Annotated in this window: 27 protein-coding genes and 1 pseudogene; 15 read left to right on the top strand and 13 right to left on the bottom strand. The window is 50.3% G+C overall.

Annotation, left to right across the window (positions count from 1 at the left end; all coding sequences use genetic code 11):
• Positions 1 to 113: 113 nt before the first annotated feature.
• Together yjfN and bsmA are read right to left on the bottom strand one after the other, a co-directional pair.
• A complete protein-coding gene (gene yjfN / locus GF617_RS19525; RefSeq protein WP_181621966.1) occupies positions 114 to 389 on the bottom strand; it encodes a DUF1471 family protease activator YjfN in 276 nt (91 codons plus the stop codon).
• Between the two features lie 148 nt (positions 390 to 537).
• Complete coding sequence (gene bsmA, locus GF617_RS19520) at positions 538 to 867, bottom strand: biofilm peroxide resistance protein BsmA (RefSeq protein ID WP_181621967.1); 330 nt, start codon at positions 865 to 867, stop codon at positions 538 to 540.
• Positions 868 to 1006: 139 nt separating this feature from the next.
• Here bsmA and yjfP point away from each other — a divergent pair, with 139 nt between their 5' ends.
• Positions 1007 to 1726, top strand: a complete 720-nt coding sequence (gene yjfP / locus GF617_RS19515; RefSeq protein ID WP_203452302.1) for an esterase — start codon at positions 1007 to 1009, stop codon at positions 1724 to 1726.
• Here yjfP and ulaR read toward each other — a convergent pair.
• Entirely contained in the window at positions 1723 to 2478 is a 756-nt protein-coding gene (gene ulaR, locus GF617_RS19510; RefSeq protein ID WP_181621969.1) for an HTH-type transcriptional regulator UlaR, read from the bottom strand. The two genes, yjfP and ulaR, sit on opposite strands and share 4 nt — an antisense overlap.
• Before the next feature lie 111 nt (positions 2479 to 2589).
• Positions 2590 to 3654: an L-ascorbate 6-phosphate lactonase gene (gene ulaG, locus GF617_RS19505; protein ID WP_181621970.1), complete on the bottom strand. Its 1065-nt coding sequence runs from the start codon at positions 3652 to 3654 to the stop codon at positions 2590 to 2592.
• A gap of 359 nt (positions 3655 to 4013) precedes the next feature.
• Between ulaG and ulaA the strand changes: the two genes are divergently transcribed.
• Genes ulaA through GF617_RS19475 form a run of 6 tightly spaced genes read left to right on the top strand, consistent with a single transcriptional unit; the run spans position 4014 to position 8452 of the window.
• Positions 4014 to 5414: a PTS ascorbate transporter subunit IIC gene (gene ulaA / locus GF617_RS19500; RefSeq protein ID WP_203452301.1), complete on the top strand. Its 1401-nt coding sequence runs from the start codon at positions 4014 to 4016 to the stop codon at positions 5412 to 5414.
• 12 nt (positions 5415 to 5426) lie between these two features.
• Positions 5427 to 5732: a PTS ascorbate transporter subunit IIB gene (ulaB, locus tag GF617_RS19495; RefSeq protein WP_045439008.1), complete on the top strand. Its 306-nt coding sequence runs from the start codon at positions 5427 to 5429 to the stop codon at positions 5730 to 5732.
• A gap of 9 nt (positions 5733 to 5741) precedes the next feature.
• The gene (gene ulaC, locus GF617_RS19490) at positions 5742 to 6209 is read left to right on the top strand and encodes a PTS ascorbate transporter subunit IIA (RefSeq protein WP_181621972.1); all 468 of its coding nucleotides are present in this window, start codon (positions 5742 to 5744) and stop codon (positions 6207 to 6209) included.
• A gap of 13 nt (positions 6210 to 6222) precedes the next feature.
• Entirely contained in the window at positions 6223 to 6873 is a 651-nt protein-coding gene (gene ulaD / locus GF617_RS19485) for a 3-keto-L-gulonate-6-phosphate decarboxylase UlaD (RefSeq protein ID WP_181621973.1), read from the top strand.
• Positions 6874 to 6882: 9 nt separating this feature from the next.
• A complete protein-coding gene (locus tag GF617_RS19480) occupies positions 6883 to 7743 on the top strand; it encodes an L-ribulose-5-phosphate 3-epimerase (RefSeq protein WP_181621974.1) in 861 nt (286 codons plus the stop codon).
• Positions 7736 to 8452: an L-ribulose-5-phosphate 4-epimerase gene (locus tag GF617_RS19475; protein WP_203452300.1), complete on the top strand. Its 717-nt coding sequence runs from the start codon at positions 7736 to 7738 to the stop codon at positions 8450 to 8452. Before GF617_RS19480 ends, GF617_RS19475 begins: the two co-directional genes overlap by 8 nt.
• 140 nt (positions 8453 to 8592) lie before the next feature.
• Here the strand turns inward: GF617_RS19475 and yjfY are convergent, their stop codons facing one another.
• The gene (gene yjfY / locus GF617_RS19470) at positions 8593 to 8868 is read right to left on the bottom strand and encodes a DUF1471 family protein YjfY (protein ID WP_203452299.1); all 276 of its coding nucleotides are present in this window, start codon (positions 8866 to 8868) and stop codon (positions 8593 to 8595) included.
• A gap of 343 nt (positions 8869 to 9211) precedes the next feature.
• On the opposite strand from yjfY, the gene rpsF reads away from it, so the two are divergent.
• The 5 genes from rpsF to GF617_RS19445 all read left to right on the top strand — a co-directional run bounded on the left by rpsF (position 9212) and on the right by GF617_RS19445 (position 11739).
• Complete coding sequence (gene rpsF, locus GF617_RS19465) at positions 9212 to 9607, top strand: 30S ribosomal protein S6 (RefSeq protein WP_119935816.1); 396 nt, start codon at positions 9212 to 9214, stop codon at positions 9605 to 9607.
• Positions 9608 to 9613: 6 nt separating this feature from the next.
• On the top strand, positions 9614 to 9928 hold the full coding sequence (priB, locus tag GF617_RS19460; RefSeq protein WP_181621977.1) for a primosomal replication protein N: 315 nt from the start codon (positions 9614 to 9616) through the stop codon (positions 9926 to 9928).
• 4 nt (positions 9929 to 9932) lie between these two features.
• The gene (gene rpsR / locus GF617_RS19455; protein ID WP_002210155.1) at positions 9933 to 10160 is read left to right on the top strand and encodes a 30S ribosomal protein S18; all 228 of its coding nucleotides are present in this window, start codon (positions 9933 to 9935) and stop codon (positions 10158 to 10160) included.
• Positions 10161 to 10199: 39 nt separating this feature from the next.
• Positions 10200 to 10649, top strand: coding sequence for a 50S ribosomal protein L9 (gene rplI / locus GF617_RS19450; RefSeq protein ID WP_181621978.1), 450 nt, complete (start codon positions 10200 to 10202; stop codon positions 10647 to 10649).
• Positions 10650 to 10800: 151 nt separating this feature from the next.
• Positions 10801 to 11739 carry a DMT family transporter gene (locus GF617_RS19445; RefSeq protein ID WP_203452298.1) on the top strand — a complete coding sequence of 313 codons (939 nt, stop codon included), beginning with the start codon at positions 10801 to 10803 and terminating at the stop codon, positions 11737 to 11739.
• Between the two features lie 42 nt (positions 11740 to 11781).
• Here the strand turns inward: GF617_RS19445 and GF617_RS19440 are convergent, their stop codons facing one another.
• The 6 genes and pseudogenes from GF617_RS19440 to GF617_RS19415 all read right to left on the bottom strand — a co-directional run bounded on the left by GF617_RS19440 (position 11782) and on the right by GF617_RS19415 (position 19239).
• A complete protein-coding gene (locus tag GF617_RS19440; RefSeq protein WP_181621980.1) occupies positions 11782 to 13059 on the bottom strand; it encodes an MFS transporter in 1278 nt (425 codons plus the stop codon).
• 732 nt (positions 13060 to 13791) lie between these two features.
• Positions 13792 to 15262 (bottom strand): annotated as a pseudogene (locus GF617_RS19435) (FAD-binding protein); the annotation flags it as partial.
• Positions 15259 to 16803: an acyl CoA:acetate/3-ketoacid CoA transferase gene (locus tag GF617_RS19430; RefSeq protein ID WP_181621982.1), complete on the bottom strand. Its 1545-nt coding sequence runs from the start codon at positions 16801 to 16803 to the stop codon at positions 15259 to 15261. The pseudogene GF617_RS19435 and the gene GF617_RS19430, both read right to left, overlap by 4 nt.
• 12 nt (positions 16804 to 16815) lie before the next feature.
• Positions 16816 to 17592 (bottom strand): enoyl-CoA hydratase/isomerase family protein, encoded by a 777-nt coding sequence (locus GF617_RS19425; protein WP_181621983.1) that lies wholly within the window; start codon positions 17590 to 17592, stop codon positions 16816 to 16818.
• A 9-nt stretch (positions 17593 to 17601) separates the two neighbouring features.
• A complete protein-coding gene (locus GF617_RS19420; protein WP_181623670.1) occupies positions 17602 to 18444 on the bottom strand; it encodes a sugar phosphate isomerase/epimerase in 843 nt (280 codons plus the stop codon).
• Positions 18445 to 18453: 9 nt separating this feature from the next.
• Positions 18454 to 19239 (bottom strand): 3-ketoacyl-ACP reductase, encoded by a 786-nt coding sequence (locus GF617_RS19415; RefSeq protein ID WP_181621984.1) that lies wholly within the window; start codon positions 19237 to 19239, stop codon positions 18454 to 18456.
• Positions 19240 to 19443: 204 nt separating this feature from the next.
• On the opposite strand from GF617_RS19415, the gene GF617_RS19410 reads away from it, so the two are divergent.
• Positions 19444 to 20073, top strand: a complete 630-nt coding sequence (locus tag GF617_RS19410; protein WP_203452297.1) for a TetR/AcrR family transcriptional regulator — start codon at positions 19444 to 19446, stop codon at positions 20071 to 20073.
• An 11-nt stretch (positions 20074 to 20084) separates the two neighbouring features.
• Here the strand turns inward: GF617_RS19410 and GF617_RS19405 are convergent, their stop codons facing one another.
• Positions 20085 to 20723 carry a LysM-like peptidoglycan-binding domain-containing protein gene (locus tag GF617_RS19405; protein ID WP_181621986.1) on the bottom strand — a complete coding sequence of 213 codons (639 nt, stop codon included), beginning with the start codon at positions 20721 to 20723 and terminating at the stop codon, positions 20085 to 20087.
• Positions 20724 to 20956: 233 nt separating this feature from the next.
• Here GF617_RS19405 and fklB point away from each other — a divergent pair, with 233 nt between their 5' ends.
• Entirely contained in the window at positions 20957 to 21577 is a 621-nt protein-coding gene (fklB, locus tag GF617_RS19400; RefSeq protein ID WP_181621987.1) for an FKBP-type peptidyl-prolyl cis-trans isomerase, read from the top strand.
• A gap of 313 nt (positions 21578 to 21890) precedes the next feature.
• Complete coding sequence (gene cycA, locus GF617_RS19395; protein WP_203452296.1) at positions 21891 to 23300, top strand: D-serine/D-alanine/glycine transporter; 1410 nt, start codon at positions 21891 to 21893, stop codon at positions 23298 to 23300.
• Positions 23301 to 23365: 65 nt separating this feature from the next.
• Here the strand turns inward: cycA and ytfE are convergent, their stop codons facing one another.
• Complete coding sequence (gene ytfE, locus GF617_RS19390; RefSeq protein ID WP_203452295.1) at positions 23366 to 24028, bottom strand: iron-sulfur cluster repair protein YtfE; 663 nt, start codon at positions 24026 to 24028, stop codon at positions 23366 to 23368.
• Positions 24029 to 24092: the final 64 nt, after the last annotated feature.

The following is a 24092-nucleotide window of genomic DNA, read 5'->3' as shown; positions in this document are numbered from 1 at the left end:
ACACCGTTAATGTAACAAATTGTTATTTTGTTGTTTTTTATGGGTTATTAAAAAGATAAAAAATTTGCAATAATGAAAAGCCACTAAAAATAAGTGGCTTTTAGTCTGAGTAATTATGCGTAGAGGATGGCCTGTACTCGCCAGTGATCAACATGGTTATCTTCCTGCATTTGGATGATGCGATACCAGGAAGCGCCTTGTTCATCGGCTTTTAATGCAACGACACGTTCAACATCTTGCGGGCTCCCCGAAATATTCGTCACGGAGATCTGGCCAATTTCATTCAGGCCAGTCACACAATCAGCACTGGCAAATTCAGCTGACTGCGCAGTCGTGCTCACCAGACCAGCTGAGAGCAACAGTGAGGTCAAAGTAAGAGTTCGTTTCATCGTCAGCTCCATTTCACATGTCTCCGGTATCCGCCGGGCAATCCTTCGCGAATAAACTCACTTCCATTGTTGCGGGCATGGAGTTTATTGTGGACAGGAAAATGTCTATGGACGCAAAGCAGTGTAAATATCGTTCAAATGATCACCATTACTTACGGTACAAAATCGCCTGTGAGTACCATTGTCCCGTAATGATGGTTTCATCAATCATGATGATGACGTAATAATCTGCTTTTGCTGCGACAGCTTGTGCTTTGATTGCTTCTTCCGCATCGTCCGGAGAACCGCGAACAAGCGCGGAGACAGTCCCCATTCGCTGTAATCCTTCCGTCTGGTTACGACGAATTTCCTGCGGATGATCTGTGGCCGGGGGAGCGGGTTGTGGAGTTCCCTGTAACGCGCTACAGCCACTGAGCAGTGACACCAGCAATAAAGCAACAAGCCTGCGCATAACCATATCTCGTTTCCTGATAGCCATAGTGTAGTTGTCTGCGAATTTAGTTTTGGGGGAATGTTCCCAAATTGTTATCTGTGACGTAAATTTCGAATGAAAATATCGCGAAAGCGTAATCCAGTTCTCAACATTATGAATCATTCATTAGCAAAGGGGATCGGCCATGATTGAACTTGAAACTCAGCGACTCGGCGACCATGATATTTTACACGCTTTTCCTGCGGGAAAAGGCCAGCAAGCGCTCCCTGTTGTGGTTTTTTATCATGGATTTACCTCATCAAAACTGGTTTATAGCTATTTTTCGGTGGCATTGGCACTTGCCGGATTTCGGGTTGTTATGCCGGATGCACCTGAACATGGCGGGCGATTTAATGGTAACGAACAGGCTCGCTTAAACCGGTTCTGGCAAATTTTGCAGGGGAGCTTAATCGAGTTCTCCGGACTGCGTGATGCGTTGTACCAGGCTGGGCTGGTGGCTGACAATCGCCTGGCTGTGGCTGGCGCATCAATGGGCGGAATGACGGCATTGGGTATTATGTCGCGTCATCCTGAAGTGAAATGTGTGGCAAGCCTGATGGGATCGGGTTATTTCACTTCTCTCTCCCGGACTCTATTTCCACCGCAATCGCAGGACGATCTTACCTCACTGGCTGAGTGGGAAGTTACACATGCGTTACCGTCTCTCGCCAATCGACCGCTTTTTTTATGGCATGGTGAAGCAGATGACGTCGTTCCTGCCGCAGAAACCTTCCGTTTACAGCAGGCATTGCAACGTGAAGGTTTGGACGACAATTTAACCTGTCTATGGGAAGCGGGTGTAAGGCATCGCATTACGCCAACTGCACTGGATGCCACTATTGCATTTTTCCGTCAGCATCTTTAAACACGTAAGATCGTGACGCCGTGATCTTCCAGTTTCTTTAGGATCGCGGGGTCAGCATTTTTGCCGGTGATCACCATATCGATCTGCTCTGCGCGGCTGAAAAGCATTCCGGCACGTTCGCCGACTTTGCTGCTGTCGACCAGCACAACAAGTTTACCCACAACATTGAGCATATTCTGTTCAGCCATCGCGGTGAGCATATCGGTTTTATACAACCCTTCAGCGGTAAGGCCCTTGCCGCTGGTAAACATCCAGTGTCCGGCATAAAGGCTGTTTTCGCTGTCCTGAGGACTCAACGTAATTGACTGGCTCTTATTATACTGACCGCCCATGATCACGACACTTTCATGTTCTTGATCGATCAAGAAGTTCGCCAGCGGCAAATAATTGGTAATGATTTGCACTGGCCTCCCGCACATTTCCCGACCGAGAAGAAACGCGGTGGAACCGCAGTTAATGACGACACTCTCACCAGGATTCACCAGTTGCGAGGCTGCTCTGGCGATGCGTACCTTTTCATCATGGTTCTGAGCCTGATGGATATTCATTGGTGTCCAGCGAGGGCGCTGCTGGCTGATGGCTTCTGCGCCGTTACGAACTTTTTTAAGCTTACCGCTCTCATCCAGTTTATTGATGTCACGACGCGCTGTTGCCGGAGAGATCCCTAAGCGTTCGATCACTTGTTCGACGGTGACAAACCCTGTTTGCGCCAGTAGTTCCAGTAAAATTTGATGCCGTTGCGCTTCCGTCATGAGCTATTCCGATAAAAATTGATTTCAAAAGATGATATTTGAAATAGCATGAAATTACTAAGCAAAATATGAGATCGCCAGACACTGAGTCTGGCGATTCCGGGTTCCCTTTTACAGGAATGATTTGAACGGCAGGTCAGGTTCAATTGTGAAGCAATCATCGAAACCACGTGGGTAATGGTATTCGAAATTATCTTTATCCAGAGGCCAGGTAAATTTCCCGCCAACCTGCCAGATAAAGGGTTTGAAGCCATATTTCAGACGATCTTTTTTCATCTCCCAAAGCACGCGGATTTCTTGCGGGTCGGCCTGGAAGTTTGACCAGATATCATGATGGAACGGGATCACGACTTTTGTATTCAGAGCTTCTGCCATGCGCAGCATATCTGCGCTGGTCATCTTGTCGGTAATACCACGCGGGTTTTCCCCGTAAGAGCCCAAAGCAACGTCGATCTGATGCTCATTACCGTGTTTAGCATAGTAGTTGGAGTAGTGAGAGTCGCCGCTGTGATACAGCGAACCTCCGGGGGTTTTGAACAGGTAGTTCACCGCACGCTCGTCCATGCCATCGGGTAACACACCTGCCGCTTTTTGATCTGCGGGGAGTGTAATCAATGCGGTACGGTCAAAAGCATCGAGAGCATGAATTTCGGTATCCTTAATTCTTACCACATCACCGGGTTTCATCACGATGCAGCGTTCTTTCGGCACGCCCCAACCGATCCACAAGTCAACACACGTTTGCGGCCCAATAAAGGGAATATCGTCGGCACAGTTCTGCATGACTGCCGCCGCAACGTTCACATCGATATGATCATTGTGATCATGAGTTGAAAGCACGGCATCAATCTGGCGAATCGCAAAGGGATCAAGGACAAATGGAGTGGTACGTAAGTTCGGCTGAAGTTTTTCAACACCCGCCATGCGCTGCATTTGGTGGCCTTTTTTCATCAATGGGTTGCCGTGACTTTGCTTGCCAGTTCCACACCAGAAATCCACACAGATATTGGCTCCACCCTCAGACTTCAGCCAGATCCCGGTACAGCCGAGCCACCACATGGCGAACGTACCTGGTGCGACCTGCTCCTGTTCAATTTCTTCGTTTAGCCAGCTGCCCCATTCAGGAAAGGTGCTCAGAATCCAGGATTCACGGGTGATTGTGTTCACTTTACTCATCGTTCGACTCCCTGTTTAAATCAAATGTAGTCATTTGGTGATTTGTTATGATTTATGTTGTCACCATTAAATCAGCAATGCAATGGCAATTTTCTGTTTTTAGTTGTGATTGAAGCTCCGTTCTTAATGCAATATAGCTGTTAAGTGAATAGTGTATTTTTATTAAGTATATGATTTTTATTATTTTTAATGGTATTTAAAAAGCGTAATAATAATCAATATTAAGTGGGGGGAAATAATTTGCGTGATACGTCACAAATAATCAAATGCAATCTTGTGGTGATTATTTGTGATTACTAGAGTGATGGCACAAACCGCACGGGGGGTTCACCTCGTGTTTCCACTTTCTGGAGAGTGCTATGGAAATCCTCTACAGCGTCTTTACCGTCTTTTTTAACCAGGTAATGACCAATGCTCCGCTCTTACTGGGTATCGTGACGTGCCTTGGCTATATCCTGTTGCGCAAAAGCGTGAGCGTCATTATCAAAGGCACGATTAAAACCATTATCGGCTTTATGTTGCTGCAGGCGGGGTCGGGTATTTTGACCGGCACGTTTAAGCCCGTAGTGGCGAAAATGTCCGAAGTGTATGGCATTAATGGCGCGATTTCTGACACTTACGCCTCAATGATGGCGACCATTGAACGCATGGGCGATGCTTACAGTTGGGTCGGTTATGCCGTCTTGTTGGCACTGGCATTGAATATCTGTTACGTCCTGCTGCGACGCATCACGGGTATCCGCACCATCATGCTCACAGGCCATATCATGTTCCAGCAGGCTGGTCTGATTGCGGTTTCTCTCTATATCCTCGGTTATCCGATGTGGACCACGATTATCTGCACAGCAGTGCTGGTCTCCCTGTACTGGGGCATCACTTCCAATATGATGTACAAGCCGACGCAGGAAGTGACTGACGGCTGCGGTTTCTCCATTGGTCACCAACAGCAGTTTGCGTCATGGATTGCCTATAAAGTTGCGCCATATCTGGGGAAAAAAGAGGAGAGCGTTGAGGATCTGAAGCTGCCTGGCTGGCTGAATATCTTCCACGATAATATTGTCTCTACCGCCATTGTGATGACCCTTTTCTTTGGCGCAATCTTGCTCTCCTTCGGCATTGATGTTGTCCAGGCTATGGCAGGTAAAACCCACTGGACGGTTTATATCCTGCAAACGGGTTTCTCCTTTGCCGTCGCGATTTTCATCATTACCCAGGGTGTGCGCATGTTCGTTGCAGAGCTTTCCGAAGCCTTCAACGGTATCTCTCAGCGGTTGATTCCTGGCGCTGTCCTGGCGATTGACTGTGCGGCGATTTATAGCTTTGCACCTAATGCCGTCGTCTGGGGCTTCATGTGGGGAACGATCGGTCAGCTGATTGCCGTAGGTATCCTGGTTGGTTGTGGCTCCTCCATTCTGATTATTCCTGGCTTTATCCCGATGTTCTTCTCCAACGCCACCATCGGCGTATTTGCTAACCATTTTGGTGGCTGGCGCGCAGCACTCAAGATTTGCCTGGTGATGGGCATGATTGAGATCTTTGGCTGCGTCTGGGCGGTGAAACTGACGGGCATGAGCGCCTGGATGGGGATGGCAGACTGGTCGATTCTGGCCCCACCGATGATTCAGGGATTTGCCTCCGTTGGGCTGATTTTCATGACCGTCATTATCCTGATCGCCCTGGCTTATATGTTCTTCGCGAGTCGTACACTTCGCGCTGAAGAAGATGCAGAAAAACAAATGGCAGAAATGTCTGCTCACTAAGGAGTTTAGATTATGACCGTACGTATCCTGGCAGTGTGTGGCAATGGGCAAGGGAGTTCCATGATCATGAAGATGAAAGTGGACCAGTTTTTAACCCAGTCAAATATTGACCACACGGTGAATAGCTGCGCGGTGGGCGAATACAAGAGCGAGCTGAGCGGAGCGGACATTATCATTGCGTCTACCCATATCGCTGGTGAGATCACTGTCTCGGGAAATAAATATGTGGTTGGCGTACGCAATATGCTGTCTCCGGCTGATTTTGGTCCAAAACTGCTGGAAGTGATCAAAGAGCATTTCCCTCAGGACGTGAAGTAAGGGAGTCATATGAAATTACGTGATTCACTGGTGGAAAATAACGCCATCCTTTTACACGCTGAGGCCAGCACCTGGCAGGACGCCGTAAAACTGGGTGTTGATCTATTAGTTAAGGCTGACGTTGTTGAGCCGCGCTACTACCAGGCCATTCTTGATGGTGTTGAACAGCATGGGCCCTACTTTGTGATTGCCCCTGGGTTGGCAATGCCACATGGACGCCCGGAAGAGGGCGTCAAGAAAACCGGTTTTGCGCTGGTAACGTTGAAAACGCCTCTGGTCTTCAACCATGAGGATAATGACCCGGTTGATATTCTGATTACGATGGCGGCCGTTGATGCCAATACCCACCAGGAAGTGGGCATCATGCAGATCGTTAATTTGTTTGATGACGAAGCGAATTTTGACCGTTTACGCGCCTGCCGTACCGAGCAGGAAGTGCTGGATTTAATTGATCACGCCACTGCGGCGGCTGTTTAAAAGGAACTCAAAAATGTCATTACCAATGTTGCAGGTCGCTTTGGACAATCAAACCCTGTCCCATGCTTACGAAACGACACGTCTGATTGCTGAAGAAGTGGATATCATCGAAGTGGGTACAATCCTTTGCGTGGGGGAGGGGGTTCGTGCTGTGCGTGACCTGAAAGCGCTCTATCCGCATAAAATTGTCCTCGCAGATGCCAAGATTGCCGATGCAGGTAAAATTCTCTCCCGTATGTGCTTCGAAGCGAATGCCGACTGGGTCACGGTGATCTGCTGTGCAGATATCAACACGGCCAAAGGTGCGCTGGATGTGGCCAGAGAGTTTAACGGTGATGTACAGATTGAACTGACGGGCTTCTGGACATGGGAGCAGGCGCAAGAGTGGCGCGATGCAGGCATACAGCAGGTGGTGTATCACCGCAGTCGTGATGCTCAGGCTGCGGGTGTGGCATGGGGGGAGGCGGATATCAGTGCCATAAAACGTCTGGCTGATATGGGCTTTAAAGTGACGGTGACCGGTGGCCTGGCCCTGGAAGATCTGCCGCTGTTCCAGGGCATTCCCATTCACGTCTTTATTGCGGGTCGTAGCATCCGTGATGCCGCGTCTCCAGTTGAGGCTGCACGCCAGTTCAAACGCTCCATAGCTCAATTATGGGGATAAGGAGCGGATATGCTGTCTAAACAGGTTCCGCTTGGCATTTATGAAAAGGCACTCCCTGCGGGGGAGTGCTGGCTGGAGCGGTTGCAACTGGCAAAAACACTGGGATTCGATTTTGTCGAAATGTCAGTGGATGAGACCGACGAGCGCCTTTCTCGCCTGGACTGGAGCCGTGAACAGCGCCTGGCGCTGGTGAGCGCGGTCGCTGAAACGGGCGTGCGTGTGCCTTCTATGTGTCTGAGCGCGCACCGTCGCTTCCCGCTAGGCAGCGAAGATGACGCCGTGCGTGTGCAGGGGCTGGAGATCATGCGTAAAGCCATTCGGTTTGCACAGGATGTGGGTATTCGCGTGATCCAGCTTGCGGGTTATGACGTTTACTATCAGGAAGCCAATGATGAAACGCGGCGTCGTTTTCGTGACGGCCTGAAAGAAAGCGTCGAAATGGCCAGCCGTGCTCAAGTAACGCTGGCGATGGAAATCATGGATTATCCACTGATGAACTCCATCAGCAAGGCGCTGGGTTATGCCCATTATCTGAATAATCCATGGTTCCAGCTCTACCCGGATATAGGCAACTTGTCAGCGTGGGATAATGACGTACAGATGGAATTGCAGGCGGGAATAGGGCATATCGTTGCGGTTCATGTAAAAGACACTAAACCGGGCGTCTTCAAGAACGTACCGTTCGGCGAAGGCGTTGTTGATTTCGAGCGTTGTTTTGAGACACTCAAACAGACGGGTTATTGCGGACCATATCTTATCGAGATGTGGAGCGAAACGTCGGACGATCCGGCTAAAGAAGTGGCACAAGCGCGCGACTGGGTACGCGAGCGCATGGCGCGGGTAGGGTTAGTGGAGGCCGAACATGCTTAAGCTTAAGAAGCAGGTTTTTGAAGCTAATATGGATCTACCGCGTTACGGCCTGGTGACCTTCACCTGGGGCAACGTGAGTGCTATTGACCGTGAGCAGGGGCTGGTGGTGATTAAGCCGAGTGGTGTGGTTTATGACACGATGACAGCCGACGACATGGTGGTGGTTGATCTCGACGGAAATGTGGTCGACGGAAATGTGGTCGACGGAAATGTGGTCGACGGAAAATGGCGGCCATCATCGGATACGGCAACCCATCTGGCGCTTTATCGCCGTTATCCCTCACTCGGTGGCGTTGTCCATACGCACTCAACACATGCCACTGCGTGGGCACAGGCGGGGCTACCGATCCCAGCATTGGGGACAACACATGCAGATTACTTTTTCGGTGATATCCCTTGCACGCGAGCCTTAACTCAGGCAGAGGTGCAGGATGGGTACGAGCTCAATACCGGCAAGGTGATTATCGAAACACTGGGCGATTGTGAGCCGCTGCATATGCCAGGGATAGTGGTCTGGCAACATGGTCCTTTCACCTGGGGAAACGATGCGCATGACGCTGTGCATAATGCGGTAGTGATGGAAGAAGTGGCGAGAATGGCATGGATAGCCCGCAGCATTAACCCTCATCTTCAGGGGATTGATGACTACCTGATGAATAAGCATTTCCAGCGTAAGCATGGCCCTGATGCGTATTACGGGCAGAAGTAAATAAGTGCTCTGGAATACCGAAACAGTTGTAACCGGTGGTATTTCAGAGCCATTTACTAAAAAAAAGCCCCCGGACAGGGGGCAAGTCAAACTATGGCTATCTTTTATTTGTTGGCTTTCCTGGTGCTAGCGTTAAAGCGTTATCTGTAAATATCTGCACTTGCATGCATATTTCCGTTGCTACCAGGCTCACGCATCAACATCACGTGATAGTAATTTGCGCCCTGGGCATCGGCTTCTTCATTAATTGCCTGATCTGCTTCACTTTCTGTGGCGAAATTGTGATTGATGTAGATTACGCCTAAGCTTTGCACATCATCCATGTTTCTGGCCTGTCGGCCGTCGATCTTAATGGCTGCCATCGCGTTTGTACTAAGCAAAAGCACAGCCAAAATGGCGATTGCGATTTTTTTCATGATATGTGCTCCACGACTGTGTGCTGTATGACGGTTGATATCTCTCCTTCTGCCTTCGGATGACCTCTGATTAAAGTGTAATGGCTTATCTCATGGACAATGGTGACCATTTCTGATGCTGTTGTTCAAAAAAACAACGCTTACTGATGTGATTAATTTTAAATCATCCACTTAGTTGAGTTTTGCGCTTTGTGCGAATTATTTGTGCAATCAGCTTGAGTTTCCGGGGCGGCGCAATTAGAATGACGCGTCAATTTTTCGGCCGACCTTTAACACGTTCCTTGCCTCCCCGGGCCTCGGCTGACCCAGACAGGAGGCTGAATAATCCGTAAGGAGCAATTCGATGCGTCATTACGAAATCGTTTTTATGGTCCATCCTGACCAGAGCGAACAGGTTCCGGGTATGATCGAGCGCTACACTGGTGCAATCACTGCAGCAGAAGGCACGATCCACCGTCTGGAAGACTGGGGCCGTCGTCAGCTGGCTTATCCGATCAACAAACTGCACAAAGCTCACTACGTTCTGCTGAACGTTGAAGCTCCGCAGGAAGCGATTGATGAGCTGGAAACTAACTTCCGCTTCAACGATGCCGTTATCCGCAGCATGGTTATGCGTACTAAACACGCAGTTACCGAAGCATCTCCGATGGTTAAAGCGAAAGACGAGCGCCGTGAGCGTCGCGATGATTTCGCAAACGAAACCGCAGATGATTCTGATGCTGGGGATTCTGAAGAGTAATTTCTGATGACCAACCGTCTGGTGTTGTCAGGCACTGTGTGCAGGACCCCCGTTCGAAAGGTCAGCCCATCAGGAATTCCTCATTGCCAGTTCGTGCTTGAGCATCGTTCTGTGCAAGAGGAAGCCGGGTTTCACCGGCAGGCGTGGTGTCAAATGCCCGTAATTATTAGCGGACACGAAAACCAGGCCATTACTCACAGTATAACGGTCGGTAGCGCAGTAACTGTTCAGGGGTTCATTTCTTGCCACAAGGCAAAGAACGGTCTGAGCAAAATGGTTCTGCATGCCGAGCAGATTGATTTGATAGATTCTGGAGACTAGCCATATGGCACGTTATTTCCGTCGTCGCAAGTTCTGCCGTTTCACCGCGGAAGGCGTTGTTGAGATTGATTACAAAGACATCGCAACGTTGAAAAACTACATTACCGAAAGCGGTAAAATTGTCCCGAGCCGTATCACCGGTACTCGTGCAAAATACCAGCGTCAGCTGGCTCGCTGCATCAAGCGCGCTCGCTACCTGTCCCTGCTGCCGTATACCGATCGTCATCAGTAATCGGCCGCTGTCTATTAACGACTTTAAGAGGATAAGGTAATGCAAGTTATTCTGCTTGATAAAGTAGCAAACCTGGGTAGCCTGGGTGATCAGGTAAACGTTAAAGCGGGCTACGCTCGTAACTTCCTGGTACCACAGGGTAAAGCTGTTCCTGCTACCAAGAAAAACGTAGAGTTTTTCGAAGCACGTCGTGCTGAACTGGAAGCCAAACTGGCTGACGTTCTGGCGGCTGCTAACGCTCGCGCTGAAGCAATCAGTGCACTGGGCTCTGTTACCATCGCGTCTAAATCTGGCGACGAAGGTAAACTGTTCGGTTCCATTGGTACTCGCGATATCGCTGACGCTGTAACTGCAGCTGGCGTTAACGTGGCTAAGAGCGAAGTTCGTCTGCCGAACGGCGTTCTGCGTACCACTGGTGAGCACGAAGTGGACTTCCAGGTTCACAGCGAAGTATTCGCGAAGCTGGTTGTTAACGTTGTAGCTGAGTAATTTTCACTCTGCTCACGTCGAAGCGCCGGCCTTGTGCCGGCGTTTTGCTTTTCAGCGCTCCCAGAAACCTTCTTTTCTTCTTGTATGGTAGCTATTCCTGGCGCATTCTTTGATAATAAATTGAAACGCAATTTTATCTTTGAGATTTGCCATGGATACCGCTCTACCCACGCCTGTCTTTGCCCGTAAAAATGTGGCTTATGCCTGCGCTACGCTCTGTTGTCTGCTTTGGGGAAGCTCTTACCCGGCGATAAAAAGTGGTTATGAACTCTTTCATATCGCGACGGATGACATTCCATCAAAAGTGGTTTTTGCCGGATACCGCTTTCTTTTCGCGGGGGGATTATTGTTGCTCTTTGCACTCGCACAGCGCAAACCCATCGCCAGACTAACGGCCTCACAGTTCGGTCAACTCACGATCCTCGGCGTGACACAAACAACAATCCAGTACACCTTCTTTTATATCGGGCTGGCTTATACAACGGGCGTCAATGGCTCGATTATGAATGCCACAGGAACATTCTTCAGCGTGCTGCTGGCGCACTTTATCTACCACAATGACAAGCTCAGCTATAACAAAGCACTGGGTTGTATCCTGGGATTTGTGGGGGTCATGCTGGTGAACTTCCACAGTGGGTTGAGTGAGTTCAGGTTTGTCTGGAAGGGGGATGGATTTGTGGTTCTTGCGGCGTTTATTCTTTCTGCCGCAACGCTCTACGGGAAACGCATCTCCCAGACGGTCGATCCTACAGTCATGACTGGCTGGCAACTGGCCATTGGTGGTGCTGTTCTGGTGGCGGGGGGCTATATGACGGGGGGAACGCTGGAGGTACACAGCTACAACGCTGTGGCAATCCTTGGCTATTTGACGCTTCTTTCATCTGTCGCCTTCGCTTTGTGGAGCGTGCTACTGAAAGTGAACCGCGTCAGTATGATTGCTCCGTTTAACTTTGTCGTACCTGTTGCGGGTACTGTCCTTTCCGCTATTTTCCTTGGCGAGAATATTCTGGATATCAAATATGCCGTGGCGCTGGTGCTGGTCTGCTCGGGGATTTGGTGGGTGAACAAGAGTGTGAAAAATAATCAATAGCAGACACTATAAACTGAATTACAGTGTCTGCATGGAGATCCTTTAACAGGCTGCTAGCTTGCCTTCACTTGCGACATCGTTTTCCCGGATTAGAATCCATAATGCCAGTGCGCCAAGAATGTCAAAGAAAGCGAGTGCAATGAAGAACGGTGCAAACCCAATAATGCTGACAAATGCGCCAATGAATAAGTTAAAGATTAGCTGCCCTGTCCATGCGCAGGCTCCCGCCATGCCAACGGCGGTAGCCACTTCATCCTTCTTAAAGAGATCACCACCCAGTGTGGCCGCCACAGTGGAAAGCATCTGATGAGAGAATGCGCCGATGCTGATCAGTAACACCGCGATATAGGGATTTTCGACGATACTGACCAGACCGATGGTCATCATAATGACAGCCGCAATGCTGAAGGTAATGCGTCTGGAGTTAATCAGGTTTATACCGCGGTCATGGAAAAACTTCGCAACAAAGCCGCTGGCAAGACAGCCAAGATCGCCGAGTAAGAAAGGCAGCCAGACGAACATGGCAATCTCTTTTAAGCTAAAATGAAGTGTTTCAACGAAAAATATAGGAACCCAGAAGTTGATTGTCCCCCATGCTGGATCAGCCAGAAAACGGGCAATACCAATACCCCAGAAATTACGTTGTTTGAGAATATTTTTGACAGATGTTTTTTCTTTTTTATCCGTTTTTAAATATTGCTCCTGCCCCGATTCAATATATTCACGCTCTTCCTTAGATAATCGTGACGCATCTTTGGGGTCTTTATATAAAAAGAACCATAACAATGCCGCTATTAGCGCCAGACTACCTGAGACCAGAAACGCAAATTGCCAGCTATGAAACATAATACACCAGGCAATCAATGGCGGTGCTAACATCGCACCCAGCGACGTCCCCATATTAAATACACCAGTGGCAATTCCGCGCTCTTTAGCTGGAAACCAGATTGATGCCGTCTTAACACCCGCAGGAATGGCGGAGGCTTCACTGAAACCCATGAGTGCACGCATAAATGCCAGTCCCTGCCAACTGCCTGTAAGCGCATGCCCCATCGTCGCGAGCCCCCAGATTGCGGCACAAATGGCAAAGCTGAGTTTTAAACCGACGGTATCAATAAAGAAGCCCATCACGGGTTGACCTAACGTATAAGCGAACTGGAACGCACTGACAATCCAGGAATAGTGTTCCTTCGTTATGCCGGTGGTTTCCATAATTGTAGGTGCAGCAATCCCTAAAGCAGTTCTATCCAGATAGTTAATAACAGTAATAAAACATACGAGTGCAATCATATGCCATCGGTAGTTTTTTATTTTTTTCATAATTAAACCCTTTAATTTATGACGGTGGTAATTTATTAAACTTGTGATTTAATATTATTGCGGTAACGGAAATGGGTACTCCTTGCCACCGAATGTTACCGACTTAATTGTTGAGGTAAGTTATTTAATTTTTGATGCGGTATATCTCCCCCGATAAAAAGTCCGGCCAGTTTTTTTCAAAATAATTACCATGTATATCCGGGAAATTACGCAGTGGTTTTCTGCGAACAATGAATTCAGCATCCTGGAACGTCACCGTTAGCTTATGCTGCTTATCGCTGACCTTCTCCGGGCGAAAACGCCACGATGCTTTTGGCCCTAATCGGGTTAGAGGCAGACATGTTCCCTGATTATCAAGGACAATGCGCGCACCACGACTCCCGCCACCGCCGGCAAGATAGTGGTCCAGTGTGGTTAATATCGCTGCGGATGCTAGCGCCATTTGTCGCCACATAAACAACCCAGCAATTTCGGCGGCATGATTAATGGTTAGCCCATTCTGGTAGACAAACTCTGCGGTGATCCTGGCGCTTGCTGCCGCCTGGTGTGTGCTTGCGGGATGACAGATAAAACCCGCGTGATCGGACATTCGTGCCTGAAGCTGTGAGCGTAAGATCGGAATACTCATGCCAGTATCATTTGCCAGTGCATGAGTGATGATCCCTGTGACATCACGGAGAGAGTCCGACGCTACCTCTGCTGTCACCTGGCCCATGAGAGTGCTGCCGCTTTCGCCAATATAGCGAGCCAGGCGAACCGCAAACACCTGTCCGGCATTCAGTGCAGCACCGCCAGGGCGTGTCACACCATGCGTACCTGCAACTTCACCCACGGCAAAGCAGCCTTTCAGGGAAGTTTGTCCCCAGATATCTACTTCAATGCCGCCGTTCATGTGCTGGTTGTTCATGGTAAATTGCAGCGGTTTTTTGGTCAGATCGTGACCATGCATTTTGTAGAGAGAAATGGAAAGCGGATTCATCTGTTTAAGCCGCTGAATCGGCAAAGAATTCAATGCCTGATTGTTTTCCAGATAGGCTCGAACGTCCTCATCAACCCGCGCCAGTGAAAAAGGGAGATCGCCAGGTACAGCTTCGGGATTACGGTTAAAGTCCATAAACACTTTTCGGCCTAACGACTGCTCGTGTGCAATGGCCATGTCCAGCAAACTTGAACCAAAGTCCATAATCCGTGATGCGTGGAAAGGCCACTGATACCCTTTACGGAAGATATTCGATGCCAGCTCCTGAGTGGTGCGGTAGTAATCGGCCAGAAAGTTGTATTCTGAACCGTTATTGTCGGTGGAGTAGATGTAAGGGATGACCTGCACATAAGTGCCGGAAAGATTCCATGGGAAAGTACTGCGCGGAGTACCAATACCGAACTGGCTCTCGGTAATGTTGGCGAGCGTCAGCCCCTCTTCCAGTGCCAGCCCCAATGAACCGAAACACTTATTCGGATAGACGCTGTCACGGTAGAGTTCGCCAGGACCGCCAGTCGCTAGCACCACATTAGGTGTCATGACGATAGCCAATCCCCACGCATTATGGGCGCGCGAGTTGGTCACCAGAACTGCGCCGATGACTCGTTCTGTTCCCTCGTCATCGCTGTGGCGGAGCAGTTTGATAACGGTAGCGCTGGTTAACAATGGGATATGAAGGCGTTTTACCTCCTCCAGCAGGACTTTCACCATCAGTCTTGAGGTGCGTGGCCCACAGGATGTCGCCCGCCCGGCTTCATCGTGGTCGGTCTGATAACGAAGAATTGCACCAAAGCGATCTTCCGGAAGTTCCAGACCAAGATATTGTAACCCCCCCAGTGTGTGCAGTGAGCCAACCGCTTCCACATACGCTGTGTCGAGATCCATCGCTCCACCGCTGGCAAGCGCATCCGCAAGCCTCATAAAGCTATCGCCATTACCTGCGGTTGCCGCGGTAAAGAGGGTTTGTTTATCTGAACCGGAGCATGCGGATGTCCCCATATACAAACCTGCTGTTGCCAGCAGCACTTTCTGTTTACGCCGTTTTAGCTCAATGGCGGCGCGTAAACCTGCAGCACCGCTGCCAACTACCAGAGCATCAGCATGCCATACTGGCCAGGTGAGCCCTTCAAGTGTCAGCGTTGACTCAGGTTCAGCATGATCAAATCCTTTTGGAAAGGAGACATGCGTCAGCGCATCAAGGATTGCATCATTCGTGTTGCTCATATGCTCTCCTCCATTGGCGTGAAAAGTGCGGTATCCATGAGCCGGGGTTGGTTAATGAGCGGCTGGAACGCCATGAAGGGTAAAATATCGCGCTCTATCTCAATTCCTGGGGCAATCTCAATTAACTCGACGCCTTGTTCGGCCAGACGGAAAACGGCACGTTCCGTGATATACAGAACTTCTTGCCCTTTTTGCCGGGCGTACTGGCCACTGAAGGTGATTTTCTCCACCTGCGTCACGAGTTTGGGGACCTGACCAGGCTGGAGGATAGCGAGGCCATCGGGCGTGACATTAACCTTACTTCCTTTGGCATCAAATGTGCCGCAGAAGACCACTTTACGGGCATTCTGGGCAATCTCCAGGAAACCGCCTGGGCCAATTAAACTTCCATTAAGGTGTGAGACATTTACATTGCCGTACTGATCCATTTCCCCCATACCAAGGAACGTTACATCAATCCCACCGCCGCTATAGAACTCGAACTGATCCAGCGAAGAGAGAATGGCATCGGCATTGCGTGCGCAACCAAAGAATGCATCATCCAGCATCATGCCGTTATGAACGCCTTGTTCGACGCTTAACCACAGGCTGTTGTAAGGCACACCTTCGCGTAGGGCTATACCGGGAATGCCGCCAGGAATACCAAAACCAAAGTTGGTGGATGCCCCAGGAATCAACTCACGAGCGGCACGACGAGCGATCAACCGTCGTACAGGATGTTCAGGAAGAGCGATGGCGTCCGTTGAGCAGCGACGGCGATGCTGTCCACTGATGGTCAGGTCATAGCCGCCGAGGTAGGTTTGCGACTGTTCGCGATATTCAACAATACCGTCAACCAGAATGCCCGGGAGTTTTACTCGCCGTGGCTCGATGGCGCCTGTTTCGAGTACATCGCGGACCTGTACGAACACTTTTCCACCGCAGTTGTGCGCGGCCAGTGCCATTGAGTAGCTATCCATATCAATGGCTTCTTCTTCCAGGCTGACATTGCCGCGCGCATCGGCGTAGGTTCCACGTATGATGGCGTAGTCGACCTTGAAGGGGAGATAGCGGAGTTTTTTTTCACCGTCAATCTCAATAATCTCGACCAGATTATCCGTTGTTCGGGCGTTCGATTTTCCACCGCCATGACGTGGGTCGACAAAGGAGTCCAGCCCTACATGGGTGAAAAGCCCTGGGCGGCCCGCGCCAATTTCCCGGAGCAATGCCTGAATGACGCCTCCAGGAAAACAGTAGGCCTCGATCTCTTCCTTGCGAACCAGTTCCTGCATTTTGGGAGACCAGGTAAAGTGTCCGGCAATCACTCGCCGGAGCATGCCGGCATGGGCGAAACGGTTACTTCCTTTCCTGTCTCGATCGCCAATACCTAGTGAGTGAACCAGCGTCAGGTCGCGAGGATGACCTGTTTCGAGGAAGCGCGCCTCCAGTGCTTCCAGCAGATGGTCTGCTTCTACCATCCCGCCGCCGTTACCACTGATAGCGATGGTTGCACCGTCGTGGATAGTCGCGACCAGCGCTTGCGCTGTTGCTAATTTCTGCATCGTCATTTCTCTCTAGTGGTTACTGAAGTGAACGTCACCTTTTTCAGCAAAGGCGCGGGTTGCCTGCTGGCAATCCTGAGTGGCGGACATCAATCCGGCTAATAGCTGGTGTTGTAACGCGGCATGTTTGTTCTCTAATGCGAGGATCAACTGCTTGATGTGGGCCAATGCAACGGGACCGCATTTTTCCAGCGTGGCGAGTTGCTCGGTAATCCAGCCCTCAGCAAGGTCATTTTCAACCACGGCATTGATGAGCTGGGCTGTGCAGGCCTGTTCTGCTGTGAGCCTTTTCCCCAGCAGCAGCATTTCGCGGCTTAGCGCAGGGCCGACCTGTGCAAGCAGACGTTCAATACCCATCCAGCCGGGAACCATGCCGAGCATCACCTCTGGTGAGGAAAACTTGGCCGTTGGGCGTGCAATTCGAATATCGCAGCACAGCGCCAGTTCGAGGCCACCGCCAATGGCATGACCATTAATGTTAGCGAGCGTTAACTGAGGTAAATTGCGTAGCCGGTCGAAGACTTCATTCCCACGTTTAATCCACTTTCTCCCCATATCCAGCGGTGAATAAGCAGACCAGGATTTGATATCACCACCTGCACAGAAAAATTTATCGCCTGTGGCGGTCAGTTCGACCAGGCGTAATGATTCATCTTGTTCGATATCGATTAGCAAGCGGTCGAGACACTCGATCATCTCCTCGTTAATGGCATGGCATTTGTCTTCCCGGTTCAGCGTCAGGCGGCAGGAGGCCGCTGCTCTGCTGAGCAGAACAGGTTGCTTTTTCATGGTAATTCCTCAGCAAAAATGAGCGATGCGATCGACGCTAATATCCAGCGTGCGGTTCAGGTCTTGTTGCCACCAGTAAGTAGAGAAGATTTCCAGCTCGACAGCGCCACGATAACCTGCGTTTTCAACCAGGTGGCGAATCGACTGGATTTCAATAACACCGTCGCCCGGCATTCCCCGGTCATTGACCAGATCTGTGGTGGAGATAAGCCAGTCAGAAACGTGAAAGGCGAGAATGCGTCGTCCGGCGCGCTGAATTTGACTGGCAAGATCCGGGTCCCACCAGAGATGGTAAACATCTACAGCGACACCCAGCCCGAATTCACCATCGGGATCCAGTTCGTCACACCAATCGAGTGCCTGGCGGAGTGAACAGAGACATGAGCGATCAGCCGCCGTCATGGGATGCAGTGGCTCCAGCGCAATCGGTACGCCGACCTCACGAGAGTGGGGTAATAGCTGCCGAATCCCCGCTTTCACCTGCTCTCTGGCTTCATGAAGATTCTTGCTCCCTTGCGCAAGGCCGCCGACGACTTGCATATAGCAGGCAGCGTTGAGAATGGCTGCGTCATCCAGTGCCCGACGGTTGTCATCTACAGCCTTATTTCTCTCAGCCTGGGTGGCGGCTGTGTAATAAGTGCTACGGCAATAGCCGGAAACGTGGATATTATTCGCGGCAAGCTGTCGGGCGATGTTGTGATGTTCTCCCGGCTTAATCTCACGCCGCCAGGGGGCGATTGCACCAATACCTCTGGCAGCGCAGGCATCAATAATGGTGGGCAGTGAGGTATTAAACCCGAGTGTCGCGGTATTGATGCTGTAGAGGCCAGGGTTGTACTGAAGATCTCTCATCATCTGTCCTCAGAAGCGTTGCATGCTGAGTCCACCATCAATGGCGACCGCCTGCCCACAGGTATAAATCAGCTTACCTTCTGCCATTGCACGAACGGTGGAGGCGATATCTTCGGGAAAGCCCCAGCGTCCTTGCGGCACAAGCCCGTTGGCGATCAGCTCATCGTAGTAGGCGGTTGCCGGGAGAGTCATGTCGGTTTTGATAAGACCGGGGCGGATTTCATAGACGCCGATTTGATCGCTAATTAATCGAGCGGCAAACAGGCGCGCAGCGGCAGAAACGGCGGTTTTTGCCATGGTGTATTCCCCACGATTCATCGCCAGCATCACTGCATTGATAGAGCTGACAAAAATAATCGACCTGTGCTGTGCGTCGTGAGCCGGTTTTGCCAGCAGGCGTTTACTGAAAGACTGGCTGAGGAAGAAAGGTGCGCGCGTGTTAACGCTGATATTTTCATCGAAGCTGTCGGGCTGCATATCAAGGATGTCTCCGCGTTTTTTCACTGAGATCCCTGCGTTATTCAGCAGGCAGTCCAGGCGTCCCCAGCGATGCTGCGCGGCGTCCAGCATCTCCTCATGGCGTGTCAGATCTGCAATATCAGCCGGGAAACAGAGAACCTCAGCCCCTTCGCATTGGCAGGCTTCGCGTGTTTCATTGAGTTTCCCGATGCTTACATCATCAGGCCTGTCATTAATCAACAGATTGAATCCTGCTCGTGCCAGTTCAATGGCACAGCTTTTACCTATGCCGCGTGCCGCGCCAGTGATGATGGCAACGGGTTTGTTGAAAGACATAATTAACCTCATTAGGAAAATGGTTTCTGGTGTAATTATAAGATGCTATTAGATCATAATTAGATCAACCATCTAGTTGGTTGATTTGTGGTTATGATCACCTTATTATTTTTAATGCATTGATTAATAATCATATTTCTTTTCTGTGAAGCGGAATTTAAATAGGGTTATGATGATGAGATTGAATTGAGTGAGGGAGGTGACATGTATTTCGATTCCAGCAGCACGCAAAGTCTGAAAGAGAAACTTCTGCTGTGTGCGGTCAATGAATTTGCTGAATACGGTTACGAAGGGGCCAGGGTCGATAATATTGTGAAAGCGGCAGGTTGCAGCAAACAGACCGTTTATCACCATTTTGGTAACAAAGAGAATTTGTTTATCGAAGTGTTGGAGTTTACCTGGAATGATATTCGGCAAAGGGAAAAGGCACTGGACACGACGGGGCTGTCACCCGTGGCTGCAATAGAAAAGCTGATAGATTTTACCTGGGATTACTACATCGAAAATCCCTGGTTTTTGAAAATAGTAAATAGCGAAAATCAAAGCAAAGGTGAGCATTACAAAAAGTCAGCGCGATTGCCGGAAATCAATCACGCCCATCTTCAGCTAATGGCAAATCTGTTGGAAGAAGGGAAGAAAAAAAACCTTTTTAAACGGGATATTGATCCCTTGCAGGTGAATATCAGTATTGCTGCTCTGGGGGCATATTATCTGATCAACCAGCACACCCTCGGGCTTGTCTACCATATGAGTATGACATCAGTAGAAGCACTGGAAGCCAGAAGAAGGGTGATCAAAGATACCATTCTCAGCTGGCTTCTGGAGGCGCAATAACCCGCTGCGCGTTATCTTACGCGAATGAAACTGCCATCATTCTGGCGCGTGAAGAGTACCTGCTGCCCATTGCCAGTATCAATGGTCAGGCCCGTGACGACGCCACTGGCATTCTGTCGAATTTGCACCATCTGACCGTTTTGCAAATTGCTGAGCGGTTTACCTGCGCCTTCTACCTGCGCCATAGCATAGACATCTGTCGGTGGTAGGCTGTGGTCACGGAACAGCTGTGCCAGTGTTTTTCCTGGTTCAACCCGGTATGAGCGCCACTGCTGCTCAATACCTGTCTGATGTTGTGGCGGCGGTGTGGAAACCGTGGTCTGTTCCTGTGGCTGCTCTTCCTGCACAGGTTCTGGTTCAACGGGAGCGACCTGGCCAGGATCGTTAGACGGTGTGACCAGTTGAGTCTGCATTGGCTGGGCGTCAGGCTGTGGTCGCGTTTGCGACTGGAGGTCCAGTTGTGCATTCCGCGTGACTGGCGTGGTATCGCCGTCGTCGCCAGACGGTAGCAGGAAGCCAATAATCAGCAGCAGTGCCCCAATAATAATGCCTCTGCGGTGCAGGGGCGGCAGAGGGTCCATGATGCGAAAATTGTCCGGCGCATGCCAGATTTTCGCCAGGGTAGGTTTCAGTTCAAATCGCCCGGGCATGGCTCTCCTCCTGCTCCGCGTCTTTTTTATCCTGTGTTCCGAAGTATAGTTTGCTAACTGCCTGAACGGCGTAGCAAAGACGACTTCCGTGACATCAGTTCGGGATTAATCCTGGTCCGCTCTATTGTTTCTGTTTCGCCGCAGTTTGTCACCTTTACTTAAGACAAAGTTTTACCCATAAGGGCATGGCTGATATGCTGCCCGCTACTTTAAATGTGATGGAAGGAAAACCCATGACCACCCCGACTTTTGACACTATCGAAGCGCAGGCAAGCTACGGTATCGGCTTGCAGGTAGGACAGCAACTGAGCGAATCCGGCCTGGAAGGACTGTTACCTGAAGCTCTGGTGGCGGGTATCGCTGATGCGCTGGAAGGCAAACACCCGGCCGTTCCGGTTGATGTTGTTCACCGTGCGTTGCGCGAAATCCATGAACGTGCAGACACCGTTCGTCGTGCTCGTTTCGAAGAAATGGCAGCTGAAGGTGTGAAATTCCTGGAAGAAAACCGTGAGCGTGAAGGCGTGAGCAGCACCGAGTCTGGGCTGCAGTTCCGTGTGATCACCCAGGGTGAAGGCGCTATTCCGGCACGTACCGACCACGTACGTGTTCACTACACCGGTAAGCTGATCGACGGTACTGTATTCGACAGTTCTGTTGCGCGCGGCGAACCAGCTGAATTCCCGGTTAACGGCGTCATTGCAGGCTGGATCGAAGCATTGACCCTGATGCCAGTTGGCTCTAAATGGGAACTGACCATCCCGCAGAACCTGGCGTATGGCGAACGTGGCGCTGGCGCGTCCATTCCTCCATTCAGCACTCTGGTCTTTGAAGTCGAATTACTGGAAATCCTGTAATCGGCTTTTCTTATTTCCTCTCTCCGTTAGGGGAGAGGAAAATAGTGATAAAACCTATAGTTACGACAGAATCAACATTTTATCTTGCAAACGAAACTGTTGCGTGTATTTTTGTGAGCTGTTTCGCGTTGTATGAGTGATATGACACTCACTTTAAACATATTATTAACATAATATCCAAATCATAGTATTCATCCCGCCGATTCTTACCTAATATCGATGAGTCCTTTTATAAGGGACCGTCACTTTTTGACGTATTTAAAGGCCAGAAGAGCCTTAACAACACAGACAGGCACAAACAGGAAAATATCACATGGTAGATCAGGTAAAAGTCGTTGCCGCTGAAGAGGCTTCGTCTGAACAGTCGCTACGGCGCAATCTTACAAACCGTCATATTCAGCTTATCGCCATCGGCGGTGCTATTGGCACAGGGCTGTTTATGGGGTCAGGTAAAACGATCAGTCTTGCCGGGCCGTCGATCATATTCGTTTATATGATCATCGGTTTTATGCTCTTTTTCGTGATGCGAGCAATGGGTGAATTGCTGCTCTCGAATCTCGAATACAAATCCTTCAGCGATTTCGCCTCTGATTTGCTCGGGCCCTGGGCAGGCTATTTCACCGGCTGGACATACTGGTTCTGCTGGGTTGTTACCGGTATGGCTGACGTCGTGGCGATTACCGCTTATGCACAGTTCTGGTTCCCCGGTTTGTCAGACTGGGTGGCCTCGCTTGCGGTGATCATCCTGCTACTGAGCCTGAACCTCGCCACCGTAAAAATGTTTGGTGAGATGGAATTCTGGTTTGCGATGATTAAAATTGTGGCCATCGTTGGACTCATCGTTGTAGGTCTGGTGATGGTTCTCACCCATTTCCAGTCACCAAATGGGGTTGAAGCATCCTTCACGCACCTCTGGAATGAGGGCGGTTGGTTCCCGAAAGGGCTGAGTGGTTTCTTCGCAGGCTTCCAGATTGCGGTATTTGCCTTCGTGGGTATTGAACTGGTCGGGACGACAGCAGCGGAAACCAAAGATCCGGAGAAGTCCCTGCCACGTGCCATCAACTCGATTCCGATTCGTATCATCATGTTCTACGTGTTTGCGCTGATCATCATAATGTCGGTCACACCGTGGAGCTCGGTTGTTCCTACCAAGAGCCCGTTTGTTGAGCTGTTTGTGCTGGTGGGGCTGCCTGCTGCGGCGAGCCTGATTAACTTTGTGGTACTGACCTCGGCGGCCTCTTCCGCGAACAGTGGCGTGTTCTCGACGAGCCGTATGCTGTTCGGTCTGGCGCAGGAAGGTGTTGCGCTGAGTGCGTTTGCGAAGCTTTCTAAGCGTGCTGTACCTGCGAAAGGGCTGACATTCTCCTGTATCTGCCTGCTGGGTGGTGTGGTGATGCTCTACGTTAACCCAAGTGTGATTGGTGCGTTCACCATGATTACAACGGTTTCTGCAATCCTGTTCATGTTCGTCTGGACCATCATCCTGTGCTCGTACCTGGTGTACCGCAAACAGCGTCCGCACCTGCATGAAAAATCCATCTACAAGATGCCGCTCGGCAAACTGATGTGCTGGGTGTGCATGGCATTCTTTGTCTTCGTACTGGTACTGCTGACGCTGGAAGATGACACCCGTCAGGCACTGATCGTGACGCCACTGTGGTTCATCGCACTGGGTCTGGGCTGGTTGTTTATCGGTAAGAAACGTATGGCGGGAATGCGCTAACAAAAAAGGCCACGTATGCTGTGGCCGAATTCGAACTTTATGAAGACGCTCTTGGGCGTCTTTTTTTATTCACCAGCGAGGGCACGCGGGAACAGAACATTGTTCTCAAGACTGATGTGTTCCATCAGGTCGTCGATCAGTTCATTGATGCCGTTATACATCGCTTTCCAGGTGGTGCATGCTTCAGGTGGCGGTGTAACGTTGTTCGTGGTGTGTTTGATCACTTCCAGCAGTTCACCCGCATCGTCGTGTTCACTTTCCATCACACTGATCGGACCCATTGCCTGGCTGCCCATGCCTTGTTTAATCATCGAGAACAGGATCTGTTCCTCTTTCATCATGTGGCTGGACAGCTCTTCGTGCAGCATGGTCAGGTATTTCGCCAGACCGCGCGGAACGGAGGCTTTGTCGGCGTGAACACGTTCAACTTTGGTTGCTTGCAGGATCAGTTCCGGTAGTTGTTCGCGGTGGCGATCGTGGTAACGCACAATGATGTGATCGATGATTTCAGCCAGCGCAACGGCGCGCCAGTCTTTCTCGACAGGCTGCTCTGCTAATGTTGCCAGCTCAGCTTCTATGGCATCAACATCCAGCTCTTTGCGTGAGGCTGCACGCGCCAGAGTTTGCTTACCGCCGCAGCAGTAATCCATATCGTATTTACGAAACAGTGCGGAAGCGCGCGGGATAGAGAGCGCCAGCTCACCTAAAGGTTGGTCGCGAAAGGCCATAGCAGTTACCTCGTCATTAATAATATAAAATGCATTTTAAATGCATCTTTAAAGCGATACTATA

Source organism: Lelliottia sp. RWM.1, assembly GCF_016859735.1.
Lineage (GTDB): Bacteria > Pseudomonadota > Gammaproteobacteria > Enterobacterales > Enterobacteriaceae > Enterobacter.
Note: the sequence above shows the minus strand (reverse complement) of the source record. Positions and strands in the feature narration are given on the sequence as shown.